This window comes from Lelliottia sp. 489, from assembly GCF_050435885.1.
Classification (GTDB): domain Bacteria; phylum Pseudomonadota; class Gammaproteobacteria; order Enterobacterales; family Enterobacteriaceae; genus Enterobacter; species Enterobacter nimipressuralis.
This window is the reverse complement of the sequence record NZ_JBNDLC010000001.1, coordinates 62,525-80,548: the sequence shown is the minus strand read 5'-3', so window position 1 is coordinate 80,548 and position 18,024 is coordinate 62,525. Positions and strand designations below refer to the sequence as shown.

General features: G+C 53.8%; 20 protein-coding genes. 11 read left to right on the top strand and 9 right to left on the bottom strand.

Annotated elements, in window-relative coordinates:
• The first annotated feature begins 84 nt into the window (after positions 1 to 84).
• From pyrC to ABIE11_RS00415, 7 genes are all read left to right on the top strand, one after another.
• Positions 85 to 1,131 (top strand): dihydroorotase, encoded by a 1,047-nt coding sequence (gene pyrC / locus ABIE11_RS00445; RefSeq protein ID WP_102105549.1) that lies wholly within the window; start codon positions 85 to 87, stop codon positions 1,129 to 1,131.
• Between the two features lie 74 nt (positions 1,132 to 1,205).
• Positions 1,206 to 1,451: a DNA damage-inducible protein I gene (gene dinI / locus ABIE11_RS00440; RefSeq protein ID WP_100780614.1), complete on the top strand. Its 246-nt coding sequence runs from the start codon at positions 1,206 to 1,208 to the stop codon at positions 1,449 to 1,451.
• Positions 1,452 to 1,722: 271 nt separating this feature from the next.
• The gene (gene bssS / locus ABIE11_RS00435) at positions 1,723 to 1,977 is read left to right on the top strand and encodes a biofilm formation regulator BssS (protein WP_095281565.1); all 255 of its coding nucleotides are present in this window, start codon (positions 1,723 to 1,725) and stop codon (positions 1,975 to 1,977) included.
• 117 nt (positions 1,978 to 2,094) lie between these two features.
• Positions 2,095 to 3,213 (top strand): N-methyl-L-tryptophan oxidase, encoded by a 1,119-nt coding sequence (gene solA, locus ABIE11_RS00430; protein WP_429183518.1) that lies wholly within the window; start codon positions 2,095 to 2,097, stop codon positions 3,211 to 3,213.
• Positions 3,214 to 3,272: 59 nt separating this feature from the next.
• Positions 3,273 to 3,386 carry a YceO family protein gene (locus ABIE11_RS00425; protein ID WP_100780616.1) on the top strand — a complete coding sequence of 38 codons (114 nt, stop codon included), beginning with the start codon at positions 3,273 to 3,275 and terminating at the stop codon, positions 3,384 to 3,386.
• A gap of 261 nt (positions 3,387 to 3,647) precedes the next feature.
• Positions 3,648 to 4,214 (top strand): cytochrome b, encoded by a 567-nt coding sequence (locus ABIE11_RS00420; protein ID WP_100780902.1) that lies wholly within the window; start codon positions 3,648 to 3,650, stop codon positions 4,212 to 4,214.
• A 1-nt stretch (position 4,215) separates the two neighbouring features.
• A complete protein-coding gene (locus ABIE11_RS00415; RefSeq protein ID WP_102105551.1) occupies positions 4,216 to 4,794 on the top strand; it encodes a YceI family protein in 579 nt (192 codons plus the stop codon).
• 40 nt (positions 4,795 to 4,834) lie between these two features.
• On the opposite strand, the gene ABIE11_RS00410 is transcribed toward ABIE11_RS00415, so the two are convergent.
• A complete protein-coding gene (locus tag ABIE11_RS00410; RefSeq protein ID WP_429183516.1) occupies positions 4,835 to 5,884 on the bottom strand; it encodes a rhodanese-related sulfurtransferase in 1,050 nt (349 codons plus the stop codon).
• A 220-nt stretch (positions 5,885 to 6,104) separates the two neighbouring features.
• Between ABIE11_RS00410 and ABIE11_RS00405 the strand changes: the two genes are divergently transcribed.
• From ABIE11_RS00405 to ABIE11_RS00395, 3 genes are all read left to right on the top strand, one after another.
• Positions 6,105 to 7,031 (top strand): Kdo(2)-lipid IV(A) acyltransferase, encoded by a 927-nt coding sequence (locus ABIE11_RS00405; protein ID WP_100780619.1) that lies wholly within the window; start codon positions 6,105 to 6,107, stop codon positions 7,029 to 7,031.
• A 127-nt stretch (positions 7,032 to 7,158) separates the two neighbouring features.
• Positions 7,159 to 8,385: a multidrug efflux MFS transporter MdtG gene (gene mdtG, locus ABIE11_RS00400; protein ID WP_429183514.1), complete on the top strand. Its 1,227-nt coding sequence runs from the start codon at positions 7,159 to 7,161 to the stop codon at positions 8,383 to 8,385.
• Between the two features lie 86 nt (positions 8,386 to 8,471).
• Positions 8,472 to 8,846, top strand: a complete 375-nt coding sequence (locus tag ABIE11_RS00395) for a MysB family protein (RefSeq protein ID WP_100780621.1) — start codon at positions 8,472 to 8,474, stop codon at positions 8,844 to 8,846.
• A 6-nt stretch (positions 8,847 to 8,852) separates the two neighbouring features.
• Here the strand turns inward: ABIE11_RS00395 and ABIE11_RS00390 are convergent, their stop codons facing one another.
• The 3 genes from ABIE11_RS00390 to mdoG are packed head-to-tail and all read right to left on the bottom strand — an operon-like array spanning position 8,853 to position 13,193.
• Entirely contained in the window at positions 8,853 to 9,080 is a 228-nt protein-coding gene (locus ABIE11_RS00390) for a YceK/YidQ family lipoprotein (RefSeq protein ID WP_409255681.1), read from the bottom strand.
• Between the two features lie 56 nt (positions 9,081 to 9,136).
• Positions 9,137 to 11,665 carry a glucans biosynthesis glucosyltransferase MdoH gene (gene mdoH / locus ABIE11_RS00385; protein ID WP_429183512.1) on the bottom strand — a complete coding sequence of 843 codons (2,529 nt, stop codon included), beginning with the start codon at positions 11,663 to 11,665 and terminating at the stop codon, positions 9,137 to 9,139.
• Positions 11,658 to 13,193, bottom strand: coding sequence for a glucans biosynthesis protein MdoG (mdoG, locus tag ABIE11_RS00380; protein ID WP_100780903.1), 1,536 nt, complete (start codon positions 13,191 to 13,193; stop codon positions 11,658 to 11,660). Before mdoG ends, mdoH begins: the two co-directional genes overlap by 8 nt.
• A gap of 272 nt (positions 13,194 to 13,465) precedes the next feature.
• Between mdoG and mdoC the strand changes: the two genes are divergently transcribed.
• A complete protein-coding gene (gene mdoC / locus ABIE11_RS00375; protein ID WP_123429115.1) occupies positions 13,466 to 14,620 on the top strand; it encodes a glucans biosynthesis protein MdoC in 1,155 nt (384 codons plus the stop codon).
• 29 nt (positions 14,621 to 14,649) lie between these two features.
• On the opposite strand, the gene ABIE11_RS00370 is transcribed toward mdoC, so the two are convergent.
• From ABIE11_RS00370 to csgA, 5 genes are all read right to left on the bottom strand, one after another.
• Entirely contained in the window at positions 14,650 to 16,134 is a 1,485-nt protein-coding gene (locus ABIE11_RS00370; protein WP_429184255.1) for a phospholipase D family protein, read from the bottom strand.
• Positions 16,070 to 16,612: an O-acetyl-ADP-ribose deacetylase gene (gene ymdB, locus ABIE11_RS00365; protein ID WP_429183511.1), complete on the bottom strand. Its 543-nt coding sequence runs from the start codon at positions 16,610 to 16,612 to the stop codon at positions 16,070 to 16,072. Before ymdB ends, ABIE11_RS00370 begins: the two co-directional genes overlap by 65 nt.
• Before the next feature lie 108 nt (positions 16,613 to 16,720).
• Complete coding sequence (locus ABIE11_RS00360; protein WP_429183509.1) at positions 16,721 to 17,041, bottom strand: type 1 fimbrial protein; 321 nt, start codon at positions 17,039 to 17,041, stop codon at positions 16,721 to 16,723.
• A 114-nt stretch (positions 17,042 to 17,155) separates the two neighbouring features.
• A complete protein-coding gene (csgC, locus tag ABIE11_RS00355; protein WP_100780628.1) occupies positions 17,156 to 17,479 on the bottom strand; it encodes a curli assembly chaperone CsgC in 324 nt (107 codons plus the stop codon).
• A gap of 60 nt (positions 17,480 to 17,539) precedes the next feature.
• Complete coding sequence (gene csgA / locus ABIE11_RS00350) at positions 17,540 to 17,992, bottom strand: curli major subunit CsgA (protein WP_100780629.1); 453 nt, start codon at positions 17,990 to 17,992, stop codon at positions 17,540 to 17,542.
• Positions 17,993 to 18,024 lie beyond the last annotated feature (32 nt).

Here is an 18,024-nt window from a genome sequence, read left to right as displayed (position 1 = left end):
AAACGAAAACGTTTCCCCTTATGATTTGTGTCCGGCAAAAACAGCCATCCTTATGACTGATTCCTGATAAGCCGGAGCATATCAATGACTGCACATCCCCAGGTTCTGAAAATCCGCCGCCCTGACGACTGGCATATCCATCTGCGCGATGGCGACATGCTGAAAACCGTTGTCCCTTACACCAGCGAAATCTATGGCCGCGCGATTGTCATGCCTAACCTGGTTCCACCAGTCACCACCGTTGATGCCGCAATTGCCTACCGTCAGCGCATTCTCGATGCCGTTCCGGCAGGCCATGATTTTACCCCGCTGATGACCTGCTACCTCACCGATTCGCTCGACCCGAACGAAGTCGAACGCGGCTTTAATGAAGGCGTGTTCACTGCCGCCAAACTCTACCCGGCCAATGCCACCACCAACTCCAGCCACGGTGTGACCAGCACGGATGCCATTATGCCGGTCCTGGAACGCATGGAAAAACTGGGCATGCCGCTGCTTATCCACGGCGAAGTGACGCATCCCGACATCGATATTTTTGACCGCGAAGCGCGCTTTATCGAGACCGTGATGGAACCCCTGCGCCAGCGTCTGCAGGGGCTGAAAGTGGTCTTTGAGCACATCACTACCAAAGATGCTGCCGAGTATGTGCGCGACGGCAACGATCTGCTCGCCGCGACAATCACCCCTCAGCACCTGATGTTCAACCGTAACCACATGCTGGTCGGCGGTGTGCGCCCTCACCTGTACTGCCTGCCGATCCTCAAGCGCAATATCCACCAGCAGGCGCTGCGTGAACTGGTCGCCAGCGGTTTTACCCGCGCCTTCCTCGGAACCGACTCCGCCCCGCACGCGCGTCACCGTAAAGAGGCCAGCTGCGGCTGTGCGGGCTGTTTCAACGCCCCAACGGCGCTGGCCAGCTACGCCACGGTATTTGAAGAGATGGGCGCGCTGGAGCACTTCGAAGCCTTCTGTTCCCTGAACGGTCCGCGCTTCTACGGCCTGCCGGTGAATGAAACCTTTATCGAGCTGGAACGCAAACAGAGCCAGGTCGTCGATACTATCGCCCTGACAGACGACACGCTGATCCCGTTCCTGGCCGGTGAAACCGTTAACTGGACGGTTAAACAGTAATTTTTTATCGCCCCCTGTTGTAAGTTCAATATAATGCCTGTATAAATACACAGTATATTACACAGGGGGCAATTATGCGTATCGAAGTGACTATCGCCAAAACAACCACTTTGCCTGCTGGCGCGCTGGATGCGCTGGCCGGAGAACTCTCCCGTCGCATCAACAGCACGTTCCCCGATCAGGAAGGGGCTGTCACCGTCCGTTACGCCTCCGCGAACAATCTTTCCGTCCTCGGTGGGGCAAAAGAGGATAAAGATCGCATTAGCGAAATCCTGCAAGAAACCTGGGAAAGCGCCGACGACTGGTTCATCACCGATTAATTCAAACTCCCTCATTGTCATTTTTTGCCGGGTCGCCCCGGCTTTTTTTATGCCGATTAAATAAGTTCAAATTAATTGCGTATCTTCTTAAAAAAACGTGAATAAGATGGCGTTTTATTGTTCAAACAATCCTAAAAAGCAGAAATTTAGGTTGCAGCCTGTTTATTTTTCCCTTCATATCCCTTATTTATTGATATACTGAAGTTGCTTCAGAAAAACACGCATTGAACCTCACAGTCGTTGTCTTCTCACACGTATTACGGGGGTTATGATGGAAAAGAATAATGAAGTCATCCAGACTCATCCACTTGTCGGATGGGACATCAGTACCGTAGACAGCTACGATGCGCTGATGCTGCGTTTGCACTACCAGACCCCGAATCAGCCTAGCCGTGAAGAAGCGGAAGTTGGACAGACACTGTGGCTGACCACAGATGTCGCCCGTCAGTTTATTTCTATTTTAGAGGCAGGCATTGCCAAAATAGAGTCTGGCGACTACCAGGAAAATGAGTATCGTCGGCATTAATTTTATGCCCTACATTCACTCAACAGGCACCTAAGGGGTGCCTCATTTATTTCTCCCTTGAATAAGCCTTTCATCTTATTTACTCTGCAAACTTAAGTCCTGGTTTAAGAGATTCTCATGAAATACGACTTGATTATTTTAGGCAGCGGCTCCGTCGGCTCTGCTGCGGGTTATTACGCAACCCTTGCTGGCCTGAACGTCCTGATGATTGATTCCCACCTTCCTCCGCATGCTGAGGGGAGCCATCACGGCGACACCCGCCTCATCCGCCATGCCTATGGCGAAGGCAAGCGCTACGTTCCGCTGGTACTGAGGGCGCAACAACTCTGGGATGAATTATCAGCCCTGACCGAAGATAAAATTTTCGAGCGCACAGGCGTGGTGAACCTCGGTCCTGCGCATTCGGAATTCCTGGCGAACGTGGAGCACAGTGCCCGCGAATTCAATCTCGACGTGGAGCGCCTCGACGCCACCGCCGTCATGAAACGCTGGCCAGAGATCACGGTTCCCGAGGATTACATCGGACTCTTTGAAGCCAACTCCGGCGTACTGCATTGTGAAACCGCCATCAAAACCTGGGTCTCCCTCGCTGAAAAAGCGGGTTGCGCCCAGCTCTTTAACTGCCCGGTCACGGCAATCCAGCACAATGACGACGGTGTTACCGTTGAGACACCGGAAGGGCCTTATACCGCCTCCCGCCTGCTGGTCAGTGCCGGGACATGGGTCACGAAACTGATGCCTGAGCTGCCGGTTCAGCCGGTGCGTAAAGTCTTCTCCTGGTTCCAGGCCGACGGGCGTTTCAGCACCCAGAATAAATTCCCGGCCTTTACCGGCGAGCTGCCGAATGGCGATCAGTTTTACGGCTTCCCGTCTGAAAAAGACGCGCTCAAGATTGGTAAGCATAACGGCGGGCAGATCATCTCCTCCCCGGAGGAGCGCAAAGCGTTCGGTGCTTTGCCGGGCGATGGTTCCGAGGCGTTCAACTTCCTGCGTAATGTGCTGCCAGGCGTCGGCGGGCTGCTGTACGGTGCCGCCTGTACGTACGACAACACCCCGGATGAAGATTTCATTATCGATACGCTTCCGGGCCACGACAATACGCTGCTGATCACCGGGCTAAGCGGACACGGGTTTAAATTCGCCTCTGTGCTGGGTGAAATCGCCGCGCAGTTTGCGCAGGGTATCACTCCGCAGTTTGATCTGGCCCCCTTCTCTCTCGCGCGTTTTGGCGGATAATCCTCTTTTCAGGCTCCGACCCGTCGGGGCCTTTCTCTTTATATCGTCGGACAGAGATAATGCGCAGGATCTTTGATTATCTGGTAAACAATATTCGCGAGCATTTGATGCTCTATATTTTTCTATGGTCAATGCTTGCCATCATCGATGTTATTTATATTGTATTTTTCTGAAAAGACACACTGACGATAATTGACAATACTTTATATTACCTTAATCTGGCTGCAAATAATTTGATTACCACATAACACCCGAAAAGCCTCTCCCACCTAAGAACAGCCACTTAAACACGAATGAATTGAATCAGAATCGCGTTACACTATCAAAAATATTGAAATAGAAAAATGAATATTCCTAATGCTTAAATATCAGTTGCAATAATCCTTTTCACAGGCCATTTTTACCCTTCAAATTAATTAGGGATGGTCATCATTATGCAGCTGCGTAATTCTTCTGCACGCTATGGAATAATATCCATATGCTTGCACTGGTTAATTGCTCTCGCGGTTTATGGCATGTTCGGCTTAGGGTTGTGGATGGTGACGCTTAGCTATTACGACGGCTGGTATCACCAGGCGCCTGAACTGCACAAAAGCATTGGCATCCTGTTGATGATGAGCCTGGTGGTTCGTATTGTCTGGCGTCACATTTCCCCTCCTCCACCGGCGCTAAAAAGCTACAGCAAATTGACGCGACTGAGCGCCATCGCCGCTCACATCGCCCTGTATGGCCTGCTGTTTGCCATTTTGATTAGCGGGTATCTGATTTCGACCGCCGACGGTAAACCGATCAGCGTTTTTGGTCTCTTTGAGGTTCCGGCTACCCTGGCGGATGCCGGTTCCCAGGCCGATCTGGCGGGCCAGGTGCATCTCTGGCTTGCCTGGGGCGTCGTGATTCTTTCTGTCCTGCACGGCCTTGCGGCCCTTAAACATCATTTCATCGATAAAGACGCCACGCTCAAGCGCATGCTGGGCCGATCGTCTGTAGACTCTGGAGCATAAAATGAAAAAACACCTGCTGGGTATCGCGTTAGGTTCTTTGGTATTTGTCACCGGCTCTGCCGTGGCCGCTGATTACAAAATTGATAAAGAGGGCCAGCACGCCTTCGTGAATTTCCGTATTCAGCATCTGGGCTACAGCTGGCTGTATGGCACCTTTAAAGATTTCGACGGCACTTTTACCTTTGACGAGAAAAATCCCGCTGCAGATAAAGTGAATGTGACCATCAATACCAACAGCCTGGACACCAACCACGCAGAGCGTGATAAACATCTGCGCAGCGCGGATTTCCTCAACGTGGCGAAATTCCCGCAGGCGACATTTACCTCAACGGAAGTGAAAAAGGACGGCGATGATCTGGATATCACCGGCAATCTGACGCTAAACGGCGTGACGAAACCTGTCACCCTCGATGCGAAACTCATTGGTCAGGGGGATGATCCGTGGGGCGGCAAACGCGCTGGCTTTGAGGCTGAGGGTAAAATCCGTCTGAAAGATTTCAACATCACCACCGATTTAGGCCCGGCATCGCAGGAAGTGGATCTGATTATTTCCGTGGAAGGCGTGCAGCAGAAGTCCTGATAAAAAAATCCCGGCCGCATTTTGCGCCGGGATTTCTTATTTATTCCGGGTCAGGGATGCCCAGTTTGGTATTCAGACGACCACGCGATTTATTGAAAATCTTGTTGCCGTTTTCTCGCCCTGCGCGACGACGACGTTGCTCTTCTTCAGGCAGTACGCTCTCTTCGCTACACAGCTCGCTACAGCAGCCTCTGAACTTCTCGGCACAGCTCGGACACTGAATAAACAGCAAATGGCAGCCGTCATTTTTGCAGTTGGTGTGGGTGTCACACGGCGTACCGCACTGATGACAGTGCGCAATCACATCTTCGGAGATGCGCTCGCCCATACGCTCGTCAAAGACGAAGTTCTTACCGATAAAACGCACCGGCAGGCCCTGCTCACGCGCGCGGCGGGCGTACTCAATAATCCCGCCTTCGATATGCCAGACTTTATTGAAACCGCTGTGTTTCATAAAGGCGCTGGCTTTTTCACAGCGAATTCCGCCGGTGCAGTACATCACAATTTTTTTATCTTTGTGTTCCTGCATCATCTCCACGGCTTTCGGCAGCTGCTCGCGGAACGTGTCGGCCGGGATTTCCAGCGCGTTTTCGAAATGGCCTACTTCATATTCGTAGTGGTTGCGCATATCGATAAACACGGCATCAGGATCGTCCAGCATGGCGTTCACTTCTGCCGCTTTCAGATATTCGCCGACATCAGCGGCGTTGAACGTCGGATCGTCGATGCCGTCGGCCACGATGCGCTCACGCACTTTCATGCGCAGCACCCAGAAGGATTTCCCGTCATCATCGAGGGCAACGTTCAAACGAACATTGTTGAGAGCGGGATCAAAACCATAAAGAAAATCGCGGAAGGCGTTTACTTTACTTTCTGGCACGCTGATCTGCGCGTTGATCCCTTCATGGGCCAGATAAACGCGGCCAAATACCTTCAGCGCTTCAAAGGCTTTATAGAGTGCGTCGCGGGTGACCTGCGGCTCTTCAATGATAAAATATTTGTAGAATGAGATGGTTACACGCGCTTCGGTTTCCGCAAGCATGCGTGCTTTCAAGGTCTCATTCGAAATGCGGTTGTGTAACACTGGCATGGTGTACGGTTCCTGCAATCGTTAAGAGAAAGAAAATCGGCGGCATCATATAGCATACAATGAGAATTTACATCCCCACATTTTGCGCTACATTTCCCTCATCCAGAAAATAAAGTAGCAACAATTGCTGCAAAAGCGTTCATTTGGCGCCCTTTCGTTTTGGTTATGTATTTAAAAAATGCGAGAATGCTGGCATAAGGACGAAAAAGACAGGAAAGACATGACCCGATTACCTCAGTTTTCAACGGCGTTGCTTCATCCACGTTACTGGCCAACCTGGGCCGGCATCGGCCTTTTATGGTTGCTGGTTCAACTTCCCTATCCGGTGATCTATCGCATCGGTTGCGGTCTTGGTCATCTCGCTCAGCGCTTTATGAAACGACGCGTCAAGATTGCGAACCGCAATCTGGAACTTTGTTTTCCAGACATGGGCGCACAGGAGCGCGAGCGGATGCTGCGCAAGAATTTCGAATCGGTCGGCATGGGTCTGATGGAAACCGGAATGGCCTGGTTCTGGCCCGATAAACGTATGGCGCGCTGGTTTGACGTGACCGGAACAGGCATGGAGCCAGTGCATACCCTGCAGGCGGAAAAAACCGGCGTGCTGCTGATTGGCATTCACTTCCTGACGCTCGAAATAGGCGCAAGGATGTTTGGCATGCAGGCTCCCGGCATCGGCGTCTATCGCCCGAACGATAATCCGGTGATCGATCTTCTGCAAACCTGGGGCCGTATGCGCTCCAATAAGAGCATGATCGACCGTAAAGACCTCAAAGGGATGATCCGCGCGCTGAAAAACGGCGAAGTGATCTGGTATGCCCCTGACCACGATTACGGTAAGCAATCCAGCGTGTTCGTCCCTTTCTTTGCCGTTCAGGAAACGGCGACCACCACCGGTACCTGGATGCTGGCCCGTATGTCTAAAGCCGCCGTTGTGCCTTTTGTTCCGCGTCGTAAACCAGACGGAAAAGGCTACGAACTGATGATGCTTGAGCCAGAGCGCACACCGCCGCTGGATGATGCAGAAACCACGGCCCGCTGGATGAACGGCATCATTGAGCAATGCATCATGCACGCGCCGGAGCAGTACATGTGGCTGCATCGCCGCTTCAAGACGCGCCCACAAGGCATGCCTTCCCGCTACTAACTAACCTCCTTGCGGTCGTTCAGGCCGCATCGCTTTTAGCTTTAAAAGCCCTTCGCATTGCAGCAATCATCCCCCAGGCGCATAATTAGCAAGCTTACTATCTTCTTTTATCGCAATGCGGAATGCTATGTCGCCCTCAGATGCCCCCATAAACTGGAAACGTAACCTCGTCGTGGCCTGGCTCGGCTGTTTTTTAACCGGAGCCGGATTTAGCCTGGTGATGCCTTTCCTGCCGCTGTATGTCGAGCAACTCGGCGTGACGGGCCATAGCGCACTGAATATGTGGTCCGGTCTGGTATTCAGTATCACATTCCTGTTCTCAGCCATTGCCTCCCCTTTCTGGGGCGGGCTTGCAGACCGCAAGGGGCGCAAGATCATGCTGCTGCGTTCTGCGCTCGGGATGGCGATTATCATGGTGCTGATGGGAATGGCGCAGAATATCTGGCAATTCCTCATCTTGCGCGCGCTGCTGGGCCTGTTAGGTGGATTTGTCCCTAACGCTAACGCCCTTATCGCCACGCAAATTCCTCGCCATAAAAGCGGGTGGGCGCTCGGCACCTTATCGACCGGCGGCGTCAGTGGCGCACTGTTAGGCCCGCTCGCCGGGGGGCTGATGGCCGATACCTACGGATTGCGTCCCGTGTTTTTCATCACCGCCAGCGTGCTCTTTGCCTGCTTCCTGCTGACGGCGTTCTTTATTCGCGAAAACTTCACGCCGGTGTCGAAAAAAGAGATGCTGCATGCGCGCGATGTCATCGGCTCGCTGAAAAACCCGAAGCTGGTGTTGAGCCTGTTCGTGACGACGATGATTATCCAGGTGGCGACCGGATCGATCGCCCCGATTTTGACACTGTACGTGCGCGAACTGGCCGGGAATGTCAGCAATATCGCGTTTATCAGCGGCATGATTGCCTCCGTACCGGGCGTTGCGGCGCTGCTGAGCGCACCGCGTCTCGGGAAGCTCGGCGATCGTATCGGCCCGGAGAAGATCCTGATTGCCGCGCTGGTGATCTCGGTTCTGCTGCTGATCCCGATGTCCTTCGTCCAAACGCCGTGGCAACTCGGCGTGCTGCGCTTTTTACTGGGCGCCGCTGACGGCGCACTGCTTCCGGCAGTGCAAACCCTGCTAGTCTACAATTCGACAAACCAAATCGCCGGGCGAATCTTCAGCTATAACCAGTCGTTTCGCGATATTGGTAACGTCACCGGCCCACTGGTCGGGGCCGGGATCTCCGCCAGCTTTGGCTTCCGCGCGGTCTTTATTGTGACGGCAAGCGTCGTGCTCTTTAACGCCATTTACTCCTGGTGGGGCCTGGCACGCGCCTCGCGGCCTGCCCTGAATGCATCCTCCTGACAACTTATTGCCCCATTCATACTTGCAAAATCAGAGAATCAGCTATTCTTTCCCTGAACACCACTGCGAATCACAGGGAGAAACCGATGACCATGTATGCCACGCTGGAAGAAGCGATTGATGCCGCCCGTGAAGAGTTCCTCGCCGACAACACCAACGTCGAGGAAGAGGATGCGGACATCCAACAACTCAATATCCAAAAATATGTCCTGCAGGATGGCGATATCATGTGGCAGGCCGAATTCTTTGCAGACGAGGGGGAAGACGGTGAATGCCTGCCCGTGCTGAGTGGTCAAGCAGCTCAGGCGGTGTTCGACGGTGATTATGAAGAGATCGAGCTGCGTCAGGAGTGGCAGGAAGAAAACACCCTCCATGAATGGGATGAGGGTGAGTTTCAGCTTGAGCCGCCGCTGGATACCGAAGAGGGGCAAACCGCAGCGGATGAGTGGGACGAGCGTTAATCAGCCCTATTCGTAAGGGCCGTGCTGGGCGTCGATGGGCAGTAACAGTGTGTCGAACACCAGCGAGAACGGCAGATCGATAATCGTGACATAACGCCATGCGGAGTCACGAACGTCCCATTGCACACCGGGATAATACTGGTTGCCATGGCCCTGACCGGGAATGGTACGGCTGATAATGCTGCCGCAGCCGCTGAGCAGCAGCGCCATCATCATCACAATGAGTATTCGCATTCAAACCTCATATAAAAAAATACCGGCCTTGGCCGGTATTTTTATTTTCGTTCGGCTTACTTCGCCTTCAGGGCCAGCGGGTTCAGCTTTATCGTCGAGTAGTAGTTCACCCACGAAGAGTATCTCTCCGGAGAGGACCATACGCGGTAGTGCAAACGCGCCATGGTCACGGGATCGCTTAACAGCACCAGACGGCGGTCGCGGTTCAGTTTTTCCGGCGTTTCGTTGAGCGCCTGCTCGATGTGGCGATCGCGGGCGATCTCCAGCACCTGGCTTGCACGGTGACGCGCCGTTGCCATTGCGGTGGCCAGGGCGTTAAACGACGGGTTAAACACCGCGTGAATAAAGCCATCATCCAGCGAGCGGCTGCGGTTCATTGCCAGATACTTGTCGGTATCCACCAGCACCTGCGGCGGGGAGTACTCTTCCGGGATCAGGAACAGTTTCCAGCGTTTGGTACGTAACCCCACCGTAGAACGGCTGGAAAGCACGGAGACAAACGGCGACAGGATCAGCGAGAACACAATCGGCGCCAGCCAGAACAGGAAGCGTAAATCCAGCCATGCCATTCCGGCAGCCCACACCAGACCCAGCAGCATCTGCGAGCCATGACGCATAAAAGCTTCGCTCCACGGCGTGGAGTCATCATCACGCTGCGGCGAGTTCCAGACCACTTCCCAACCGAGGAACGCGCTGACCACAAACACCGTGTGGAACAACATACGTACCGGGGCCAGCAGCACGGAGAACAGCACTTCGAGCAGCAGGGAAAGCGTCACGCGACAGAAGCCACCGAACTCTTTCGAGCCTTTGCACCAGATAAGAATGATACTCAGCAGCTTAGGCAGGAACAGCAGCACCATGGTTGACGCAAACAGCGCAATCGCCAGTTCAGGACGCCACTGCGGCCACACCGGGAACAGCTGGCGCGGTTGCAGGAAGTACTGCGGTTCGGTCAGGGCATGGACAACCTGAAGTGCGGTCGACAGGGCCAGGAACATAAACCACAGCGGCGCAGACAGATAAGACATGACCCCCGTCAGGAACACGGCGCGGTGAACCGGGTGCATCCCTTTGACCAGGAACAGACGGAAGTTCATCAGGTTGCCGTGACACCAGCGGCGGTCACGCTTTAACTCATCCAGCAGGTTCGGCGGCAGTTCTTCATAGGAGCCAGGCAGATCGTAGGCAATCCACACGCCCCAGCCTGCGCGGCGCATCAGCGCAGCTTCCACGAAGTCGTGAGACAAAATGGAACCCGCAAACGAGCCTTCGCCCGGCAGCGGTGCCAGCGCACAGTGTTCGATGAACGGCTGCACACGAATAATGGCGTTGTGGCCCCAGTAGTGGGATTCACCTAGCTGCCAGAAGTGCAAACCGGCGGTAAATAGCGGACCGTAAACGCGGGTAGCAAACTGCTGACAGCGCGCATACAGCGTGTCCATACCGGAGGCTTTCGGCGATGACTGAATGATCCCGGCGTTCGGGTTCGCTTCCATCAGGCGCACCAGGCCAGTCAGACACTCACCGGTCATCACGGAGTCGGCGTCCAGTACCACCATGTAGCTGTACTGATTACCCCAGCGGCGGCAGAAGTCATCGATGTTACCGCTTTTACGCTTCACACGACGACGGCGGCGACGGTAGAAAATCTGCCCTTCGCCCTGCACTTCCGCGATGAGTTCCATCCACGCTTTTTGCTCAGCCACGCAGATGTCCGGGTTGTAGCTGTCGCTCAGGATGTAGACGTCGAAATGCTCGGCGTTGCCGGTCGCCTTTACAGACTCCCAGGTCGCGCGCAGGCCCGCGAATACGCGGTCAACGTCTTCGTTACAGATAGGCATGATCAGCGCAGTGCGGTGCTCGGGATTTAAGGCTTCATCCCCGACCGTCGACGCTGAAATGCTGTATTTGTCACGCCCCATCAGCAGTTGCAGGAAGCCCATCAGCGCGGTCCAGAAACCGGCGGAGACCCAGCAGAACAACACCGCAAACAGCAGGAGGATCCCACTTTGCAGAATGTACGGCAGGAGCTGCATGAAGGAGACCCAAAGATCCTGTCCTACCATGTCGGCCGGATTGATCAGCGCCCAGCCCTGATAAGGCAGGATGGTTTTCATGTACCAGGTGGCGACCACGGTTTGCGCCAGGGTCAGAACCAGCAGGGTGTAGCGACGGAGGGTGCCGACGGTACGCCACTTCTGCTCAGACGCCTGCTGTTCTTTGGTCAGGCGAGACAAATAGCGCGGCGCCACATCGCGACCGCGAAGACGATCCCAGAAGCGGCCCACCGGGTTGGTGCGCCACGGGTCCGGGAACATGGAAGAGCGCGTCGCTTTCGGCATAGCCTGCAGCTGGGTGCGCCCCTCATCGTCTTTAACCAGCTGCCCTTCCGCCAGCGAATCCGGCCAGGCCTGCTCCAGACGCGTCTTGACGGAACCCAGTGGCGTATCGTCATCACGGGTAAATTCGTGATGCTCGCCATCCAGCGCGGTATGAACCGCGCGGATGTCGCTCTTAGGCAGCGCCGCTTTCTCAATATCTGTCAGCGGCATGGCATCGATATATTCAGATGTATTATTCATTGGCAGGTAGCTGATAGCTCCAGGTTTCACTCAGCGGCTGATCGGCATTGACCAGCGCAGCGCGCATTTCAGTGGTCTGTTTAGGATCTTTCACTTTTACGCGCAGGGTTAAACGCCACCCTTTGGTTACCGGGTTGTAACGCACGGTGCTCTCAACGATTTCACCATTATCACCGATGCTGGTTTGCGCCGTGACAGGCGTATCCGGCGTCAGTTTTTTCATGTCCTGACCGGCGAAGTCGACCACAAACGCCACGGTGCCATCAGGCTGGCGAATGAGATTTGACTGCTTCACATCGCCCGTTGAGCGACGCGTCTGCATCACATACGCGTTGTCCGGCGCATGCAGTTTGTCTTCATCGCGGCTGAAGGTGATGGTGTACTTGAAGTTCATCTCTTTACCGGCTTCCGGCAGCTGATCCGGCGTCCAGTAAGCGACGATGTTGTCGTTGGTTTCATCGTTGGTTGGAATTTCAACCAGCTCGACTTTCCCTTTACCCCAGTCCCCTTTCGGTGTGACCCAGGCGCTTGGACGCAGATCGTAACGATCGTCGAGATCTTCAAAGCGAGAGAACTGACGGCCGCGCTGGAGCAGACCAAAGCCCTGCGGGTTTTCCATCGCAAAGCTGCTGACCGCCAGGTGTTTCGGGTTGTTCAGCGGACGCCAGATCCACTCGCCGTTGCCCGCAAGAATAGACAGGCCGTTGGAGTCGTGCAGTTCCGGGCGGAAGTTGGTCGCCGGAGACGGCTGGTTCGGCCCGAACAGGAACATACTGGTCAGTGGCGCAACGCCCAGTTTGCCCACTTTGTCGCGCAGGTAAACTTTAGACTGCACGTCGATAACCGAGTCACGACCTGGAATGATCACAAAACGGTAGGCACCGGTCGCACGCGGGGAGTCCAGCAGTGCGTAGATAGTCAGGCGTTTGTCCGTCGGTTTTGGACGCTCGATCCAGAACTCACGAAAACGCGGGAATTCTTCACCAGACGGCAGCGCCGTGTCGATTGCCAGACCACGCGCAGAGAGACCGTAAACCTGGCCGGAACCGATCACGCGGAAATAGCTGGCCCCCAGCATGCTGACAATTTCGTCGTTTTTATCTTTGCTGTTGATGGGGTAAAGCACTTTAAAGCCTGCAAATCCCAGGTCTTTAACGGTGTCTTTATCGTGTTTCACATCGCCAAAATTAAAATAATCCGGGTTGTACTTGATCTTACGCACCGCAGTAGCCGTCACCTCATTGATGGCAACCGGGGTGTCGAAATACATACCCTGATGATAAAACTCAAGCTTGAACGGGGTTTTAATGTTGTTCCAGTACGCTTTATCGTGATTGAACTGGATCTGCTGATAGTCCGCATATTTCATGTCGCGGAAAACGGAGGGCAGGTTACTTTTTGGCGCCTCATAGCCTTTGTCGGCCAGCGATTTTGCCTGTTTTGCGACATCATCGATGGAAAAAGACCATGCAGAAGAGGTATACAGTGACAACAATACTGCTGCACCTAACCAACGCATTTTCATCATTTGTGGTTTATGTTTCATAATAAGTAAGCACTTCCCCCTTTGTGTGCTTAATTCGATCCGATCCATTTTACTGGAAATTCAGGCAATCCGACAACATTATCACTGCTTTGTTCAGCGGCTGGCTCATGGATTAAGCAACGAGAAGAACCCACTCTTCACTTTGCGTGCTTATCCTGGAGACAGGGTGTCGGTCTTGGTGTAGGGTTGGCTTCGAATGTAACCACTATTAGCCTTATGGATAAGGCGAAAAGTCTGAGAATGCACAAAGTTATATGACCACTGTACCTGTACAACGTGAATATTTCCTCGACTCGATCCGGGCATGGCTGATGCTATTGGGGATCCCATTTCACATCTCACTGATTTACTCCAGCCACACCTGGCACGTTAACAGTATAGAGCCCTCATGGTGGCTGACACTGTTTAACGATTTTATTCACTCCTTCCGCATGCAGGTGTTCTTCGTCATTTCTGGCTATTTCTCCTACATGCTGTTTTTGCGCTATCCGATGAAGCGCTGGTGGAAAGTGCGCGTCGAGCGCGTCGGCATTCCGATGTTGACCGCCATCCCGCTGCTGACACTGCCCCAGTTCATCATGTTGCAGTACGTAAAAGGCAAAGCGGATAACTGGCAAAACCTGTCGCTGTATGAAAAATACAACACCCTGGTCTGGGAGCTGGTTTCGCACCTGTGGTTCCTGCTGGTGCTGGTAGTGATGACGACCGTGAGCCTGTGGATTTTCAGCAAGTTGCGCCGCCATCTTAGCCGCCATCACGAATCGCATTTCCCCCACCTCACCTATGGCAAGCTCTCCCTGCTCTTCCTGGTGCTGGGTATCGCTTACGGGGCGATTCGCCGTATTCTGTTTATGGTTTATCCGCCGGTACTGAGCGATGGGCTGTTTAACTTCGTCGTGATGCAAACCCTGTTCTACATCCCCTTCTTTATGCTGGGTGCGCTGGCATTCATCTCGCCGAAGCTCAAAGCGCTGTTCACCACGCCATCGCCATGGTGCGCCGTCGGTTCAGCCCTCGCCTTTGCGGCCTATCTGCTCAATCAGCGTTATGGGAGTGGCGATGCGTGGATGTATGAAACAGAAAGCGTGATTACGATGCTGCTGGGGCTGTGGATGGTGAACGTGGTCTTTGCGCTGGGGCATCGCCTGCTGAACTTTAAATCCGCGCGGGTGACCTATTTCGTCAACGCGTCGCTATTTATCTATCTGGTTCACCACCCGCTGACGCTCTTTTTTGGTGCATATATCACCCCGCACATTCGTTCTAACGCATTAGGCTTTTTCACCGGTCTGGTGTTTGTGGTGGGGATTGCCATCCTGCTGTACGAAATTCATCTGCGAATTCCCCTGCTGCGTTTCCTGTTTTCCGGTAAACCGCAAAACAAAGCGGAGAGCGTTAAAGCCGCTTAACATCCTGTCGCGCCGGGCTTCCGGCGCGTCTACAGCAGCCACTCCACCGGCAGCCACCAGGCGAGCCGTACCAGCACCCGCTGCCAGAAGCGCGTCTTCGGCTCTTTCTTGAGGACAATCTCCTCGCCCTCTTTTTGCTCCACCCAGTTTAAGCGCCCGAATTTATCCAGCCGGATTTGCCACGCCTCATGCTGACGGCTTTTCAGAAAACGTCGGTGGATCAGGCGCGCCAGGGTTTCGCTTTCAATGACAAACCCCATTTCGGTGTTCAGCATCGTCGAGCGCGGATCAAAATTCAGCGAGCCGATAAACACTTTTTCGTTATCAATGCTGAAGGTTTTAGCATGTAAGCTGGAGCCGGAATTCCCCGTCAGGCCGCGATCCCGAAGGCCTGGGACAAAATCCTGCGTCGGTTTCAGCTCGTAGAGTTCAATCCCATGACGCAGCAGTTTTTTGCGCCAACGGGCATACCCCGCATGCACCACCGCCACGTCGTTTGCCGCCAGCGAATTGGTGAGAATCGCGATTTTGACGCCCTTGCGCACCATTTGCAGCAGTAGCGCGACGCCGGCGCGGGTCGGGACAAAATAGGACGAGATAATATCGATCTGTTCAACCGGCGAGCCCATAACATCCAGCAGACGCTGTGGCAGCAGGGAATGACGTTTCGCCCGCCCTAGCCCCTTACGCGGATCATCGCTGAGCAAACGGGTTTTCGCCCAGATAAGCGGCAGATTGCGCGCTTCAAGCCGGGTGATGAACTGGCTGGACTCGAGTTTATCCAGGTACCGCTGGGTAATGTCATTCTGATACCACTCTTCCGGCGGATGGAGACGCATTTCAATCTCCTCCTCCGACAGCTCAAGCACCTGCTTCAGGGGCGAGACGCAGGCGCTGTTCCAGTAGCGTTCGAAATCGTCCGTGACATCCGCCACCACAGGCCCGATGGCCATCACATCCAGATCGGAAAAGAGCGGCGCCTCCCCTGCCCCAAAATAGGCATCCCCGACATTTCGGCCCCCCACAATGGTCGCTTCACCGTCGACGGTGAAACTTTTATTGTGCATTCGGCGGTTAAGTCGGGCGAAATCGGTGAGATAACCCAGCGCGCGCAGGGTGCGGAAAGAGAAAGGGTTAAACAGCCGGATGTCGATATTGGGATGGGAATCAAGCAGGCGCAGGATAGTATCCAGCCCCTGCGTATTGTTGTCGTCAAGCAAGAGCCTGACCCGCACGCCGCGCGATGCCGCAGCGAGTAGCACGGAAAACAGCAGACGCCCCGACATATCGTCTTCCCAGATGTAGTACTGCACATCCAGCGTCTTCTCGGCCATTTCTGCAAGCCTGTAGCGGCAGGCAAACGCGTCCAGACTGTCATCCAGAGGAAGCAGCCCACACATCCCCGGATGTTCGGCATTGACGGGCGCGATAGCACGCCCGAGTCGCGTGTTATGCGTCGAGATCCTCTCCTCGCTGGGTAAGGAGTCGTTGGTAAAGTCGGGCATTTTCGTCATCATAGCAAACAAAGTATACCCGTTCCGGTAACGGCTTGCGGGTGAGATAGTCTGAAACCGTCGTCACCGCGATGGCCGCCGCAGCAGCCTTGGGAAAACCGTAGATACCGGTGCTGATCGCCGGGAAGGCGATAGTTTGATAGCCATTGGCGGCCGCCAGACGCAGACAATTCAGATAGGCATCTTCCAGGCTTCGCGCCTCATGATGCTCTCCGCCCAGCCAGATCGGGCCTACCGCGTGAATAACTGCTTTGGAAGGCAGATCGCCTGCAATCGTAATCACCGCATGTCCTGGCGCTAACTCACCCTGCTGCTGACGAACAATTTTACAGGCTTCCAGCAGCTGTGGCCCGGCTGCACGATGAATGGCACCGTCGACGCCGCCACCGCCCATTAGCGATGGATTGGCGGCATTGACAATGACATCAACGTGCTGCGTGGTGATGTCCCCGAGGACAACTTCAATGTGCGGTCTCATATCTAACCCTCTACTACCGATCTCTTTGTTAAGTGTATAGCAGCGGTCAGTTGGGAAGAAGTAATTGATAAGAAAAGCCCTCCGGTCGTGAAACGGGAGGGCTCTGGCCTAGCGATAGTTGACTAACAACATTGCCAACGTTTTTTCCGGATTGATATATTTCATACTTACCGTGGCGACATCTGGGTAAGGGTTATGTCCCCGCAGGGCATCACCGTAACTTACCTGGGTGGTTTGCACGCGTCCTTCGTGCGGGCATGACAACGCAAACTGATTATGCTGTGGTGAAATCTCACACGGGTCTTCCACAATCGACCCGTTAAAATGAATCACACCGCCGTTAACCGTGGTTGCAGCTAATGCTGGAGTCAGTGCCGATAAAACAACAATACCTGCTGAAATAATACTTTTTACTGTGGACGCTGCCATGGTTGGCTCCTCAATGAGAAATCATCCTTGAGGGGTCACGCATTCCTTATTCAAATCATAGAAACATTCATTGGGAACCGCCAAATTATCCAATATATTGATTTCGTGAATATTTCATTCAGAACCCGGCCATTGTTGCGATAAATGAAGCGATTGCCCGTCAGAGACATTAACGACAATTCTCACGGAATCTTTAGGGTTAATATTCAGACTCAGACGGGTTAAATCGATCGGTTGATTCGCGGGAATAGAGAGGGTGCTGCGCTGGCTAGACGTACTTTGTCCCCCAAGCCCTTCCCGAGAAGAAATAATTTGCACCTGACACACGCAGGGTTCAGTCAAAATAACCTGAGGAATGATGGTGGTCATATCCCCGTCGTGGGTGGTTTTAAAGGTGATCTGGCTCGAGAGCGCAGCAAGGAGTAATAAGGTGTGCATGATAAACTCCCGAAAAAAAACAGGGCAAATGCCCTGTTTTTTTGTAGTACAGATTCGAAATTAATACTGATGCGCAGTCGCGTTGTTGCCGAAGCCAACCTGATGCACAGTTACAGTTGACCCGGAAGCGGTCTGGTCCACTGCCGCGCCGTTGCCGCCGCCGAACTGTTTAACACTGATGGTGGAGTCTTTACTGTTCCACTGATCGAGGGTTGCGCTGTTACCAAAGCCTTTCTGCAGCAGGTCAATGGAACTGTCATCAGAACCTTGTCCTACATCAGCACCGTTACCGCCGCCGTGCTGAGTAATCGTCAGGTCAGAATTTTTAGCGTCAGTTTGCAAGGCAACAGCTGAGTTGCCGCCACCGTACTGGTAAATGCTCAGAGTTGAGTTCGGGCCGCTATTACCGCCACCCCAACCACCACCGCCGCCGCCATATTGTGGAACCGCACCAGCCAGAGCACTGCCAGAAACTACGATTGCTGCAATTGCTGCCACTTTGAAAAGTTTCATGGTAAACCCCCATCGGATTGATTTAAGTCGTC

Bases quoted from the DNA above. Each gene is read 5' to 3' on its own strand.
- ABIE11_RS00395 (WP_100780621.1), top strand. From the start codon at position 8,472: ATGACCATGTATGCCACGCTGGAAGAAGCGATTGATGCCGCCCGTGAA.
- ABIE11_RS00405 (WP_100780619.1), top strand. From the start codon at position 6,105: ATGACCCGATTACCTCAGTTTTCAACGGCGTTGCTTCATCCACGTTAC.
- mdoH (WP_429183512.1), bottom strand. From the start codon at position 11,665: ATGAATAATACATCTGAATATATCGATGCCATGCCGCTGACAGATATT.
- ABIE11_RS00390 (WP_409255681.1), bottom strand. From the start codon at position 9,080: ATGCGAATACTCATTGTGATGATGATGGCGCTGCTGCTCAGCGGCTGC.
- dinI (WP_100780614.1), top strand. From the start codon at position 1,206: ATGCGTATCGAAGTGACTATCGCCAAAACAACCACTTTGCCTGCTGGC.
- csgA (WP_100780629.1), bottom strand. From the start codon at position 17,992: ATGAAACTTTTCAAAGTGGCAGCAATTGCAGCAATCGTAGTTTCTGGC.
- csgC (WP_100780628.1), bottom strand. From the start codon at position 17,479: ATGCACACCTTATTACTCCTTGCTGCGCTCTCGAGCCAGATCACCTTT.
- ABIE11_RS00360 (WP_429183509.1), bottom strand. From the start codon at position 17,041: ATGGCAGCGTCCACAGTAAAAAGTATTATTTCAGCAGGTATTGTTGTT.
- ABIE11_RS00415 (WP_102105551.1), top strand. From the start codon at position 4,216: ATGAAAAAACACCTGCTGGGTATCGCGTTAGGTTCTTTGGTATTTGTC.
- ABIE11_RS00410 (WP_429183516.1), bottom strand. From the start codon at position 5,884: ATGCCAGTGTTACACAACCGCATTTCGAATGAGACCTTGAAAGCACGC.
- ABIE11_RS00425 (WP_100780616.1), top strand. From the start codon at position 3,273: ATGCGCAGGATCTTTGATTATCTGGTAAACAATATTCGCGAGCATTTG.
- ABIE11_RS00420 (WP_100780902.1), top strand. From the start codon at position 3,648: ATGCAGCTGCGTAATTCTTCTGCACGCTATGGAATAATATCCATATGC.
- ymdB (WP_429183511.1), bottom strand. From the start codon at position 16,612: ATGAGACCGCACATTGAAGTTGTCCTCGGGGACATCACCACGCAGCAC.
- mdoG (WP_100780903.1), bottom strand. From the start codon at position 13,193: ATGATGAAAATGCGTTGGTTAGGTGCAGCAGTATTGTTGTCACTGTAT.
- bssS (WP_095281565.1), top strand. From the start codon at position 1,723: ATGGAAAAGAATAATGAAGTCATCCAGACTCATCCACTTGTCGGATGG.
- ABIE11_RS00370 (WP_429184255.1), bottom strand. From the start codon at position 16,134: ATGACGAAAATGCCCGACTTTACCAACGACTCCTTACCCAGCGAGGAG.
- solA (WP_429183518.1), top strand. From the start codon at position 2,095: ATGAAATACGACTTGATTATTTTAGGCAGCGGCTCCGTCGGCTCTGCT.
- mdtG (WP_429183514.1), top strand. From the start codon at position 7,159: ATGTCGCCCTCAGATGCCCCCATAAACTGGAAACGTAACCTCGTCGTG.
- mdoC (WP_123429115.1), top strand. From the start codon at position 13,466: ATGACCACTGTACCTGTACAACGTGAATATTTCCTCGACTCGATCCGG.
- pyrC (WP_102105549.1), top strand. From the start codon at position 85: ATGACTGCACATCCCCAGGTTCTGAAAATCCGCCGCCCTGACGACTGG.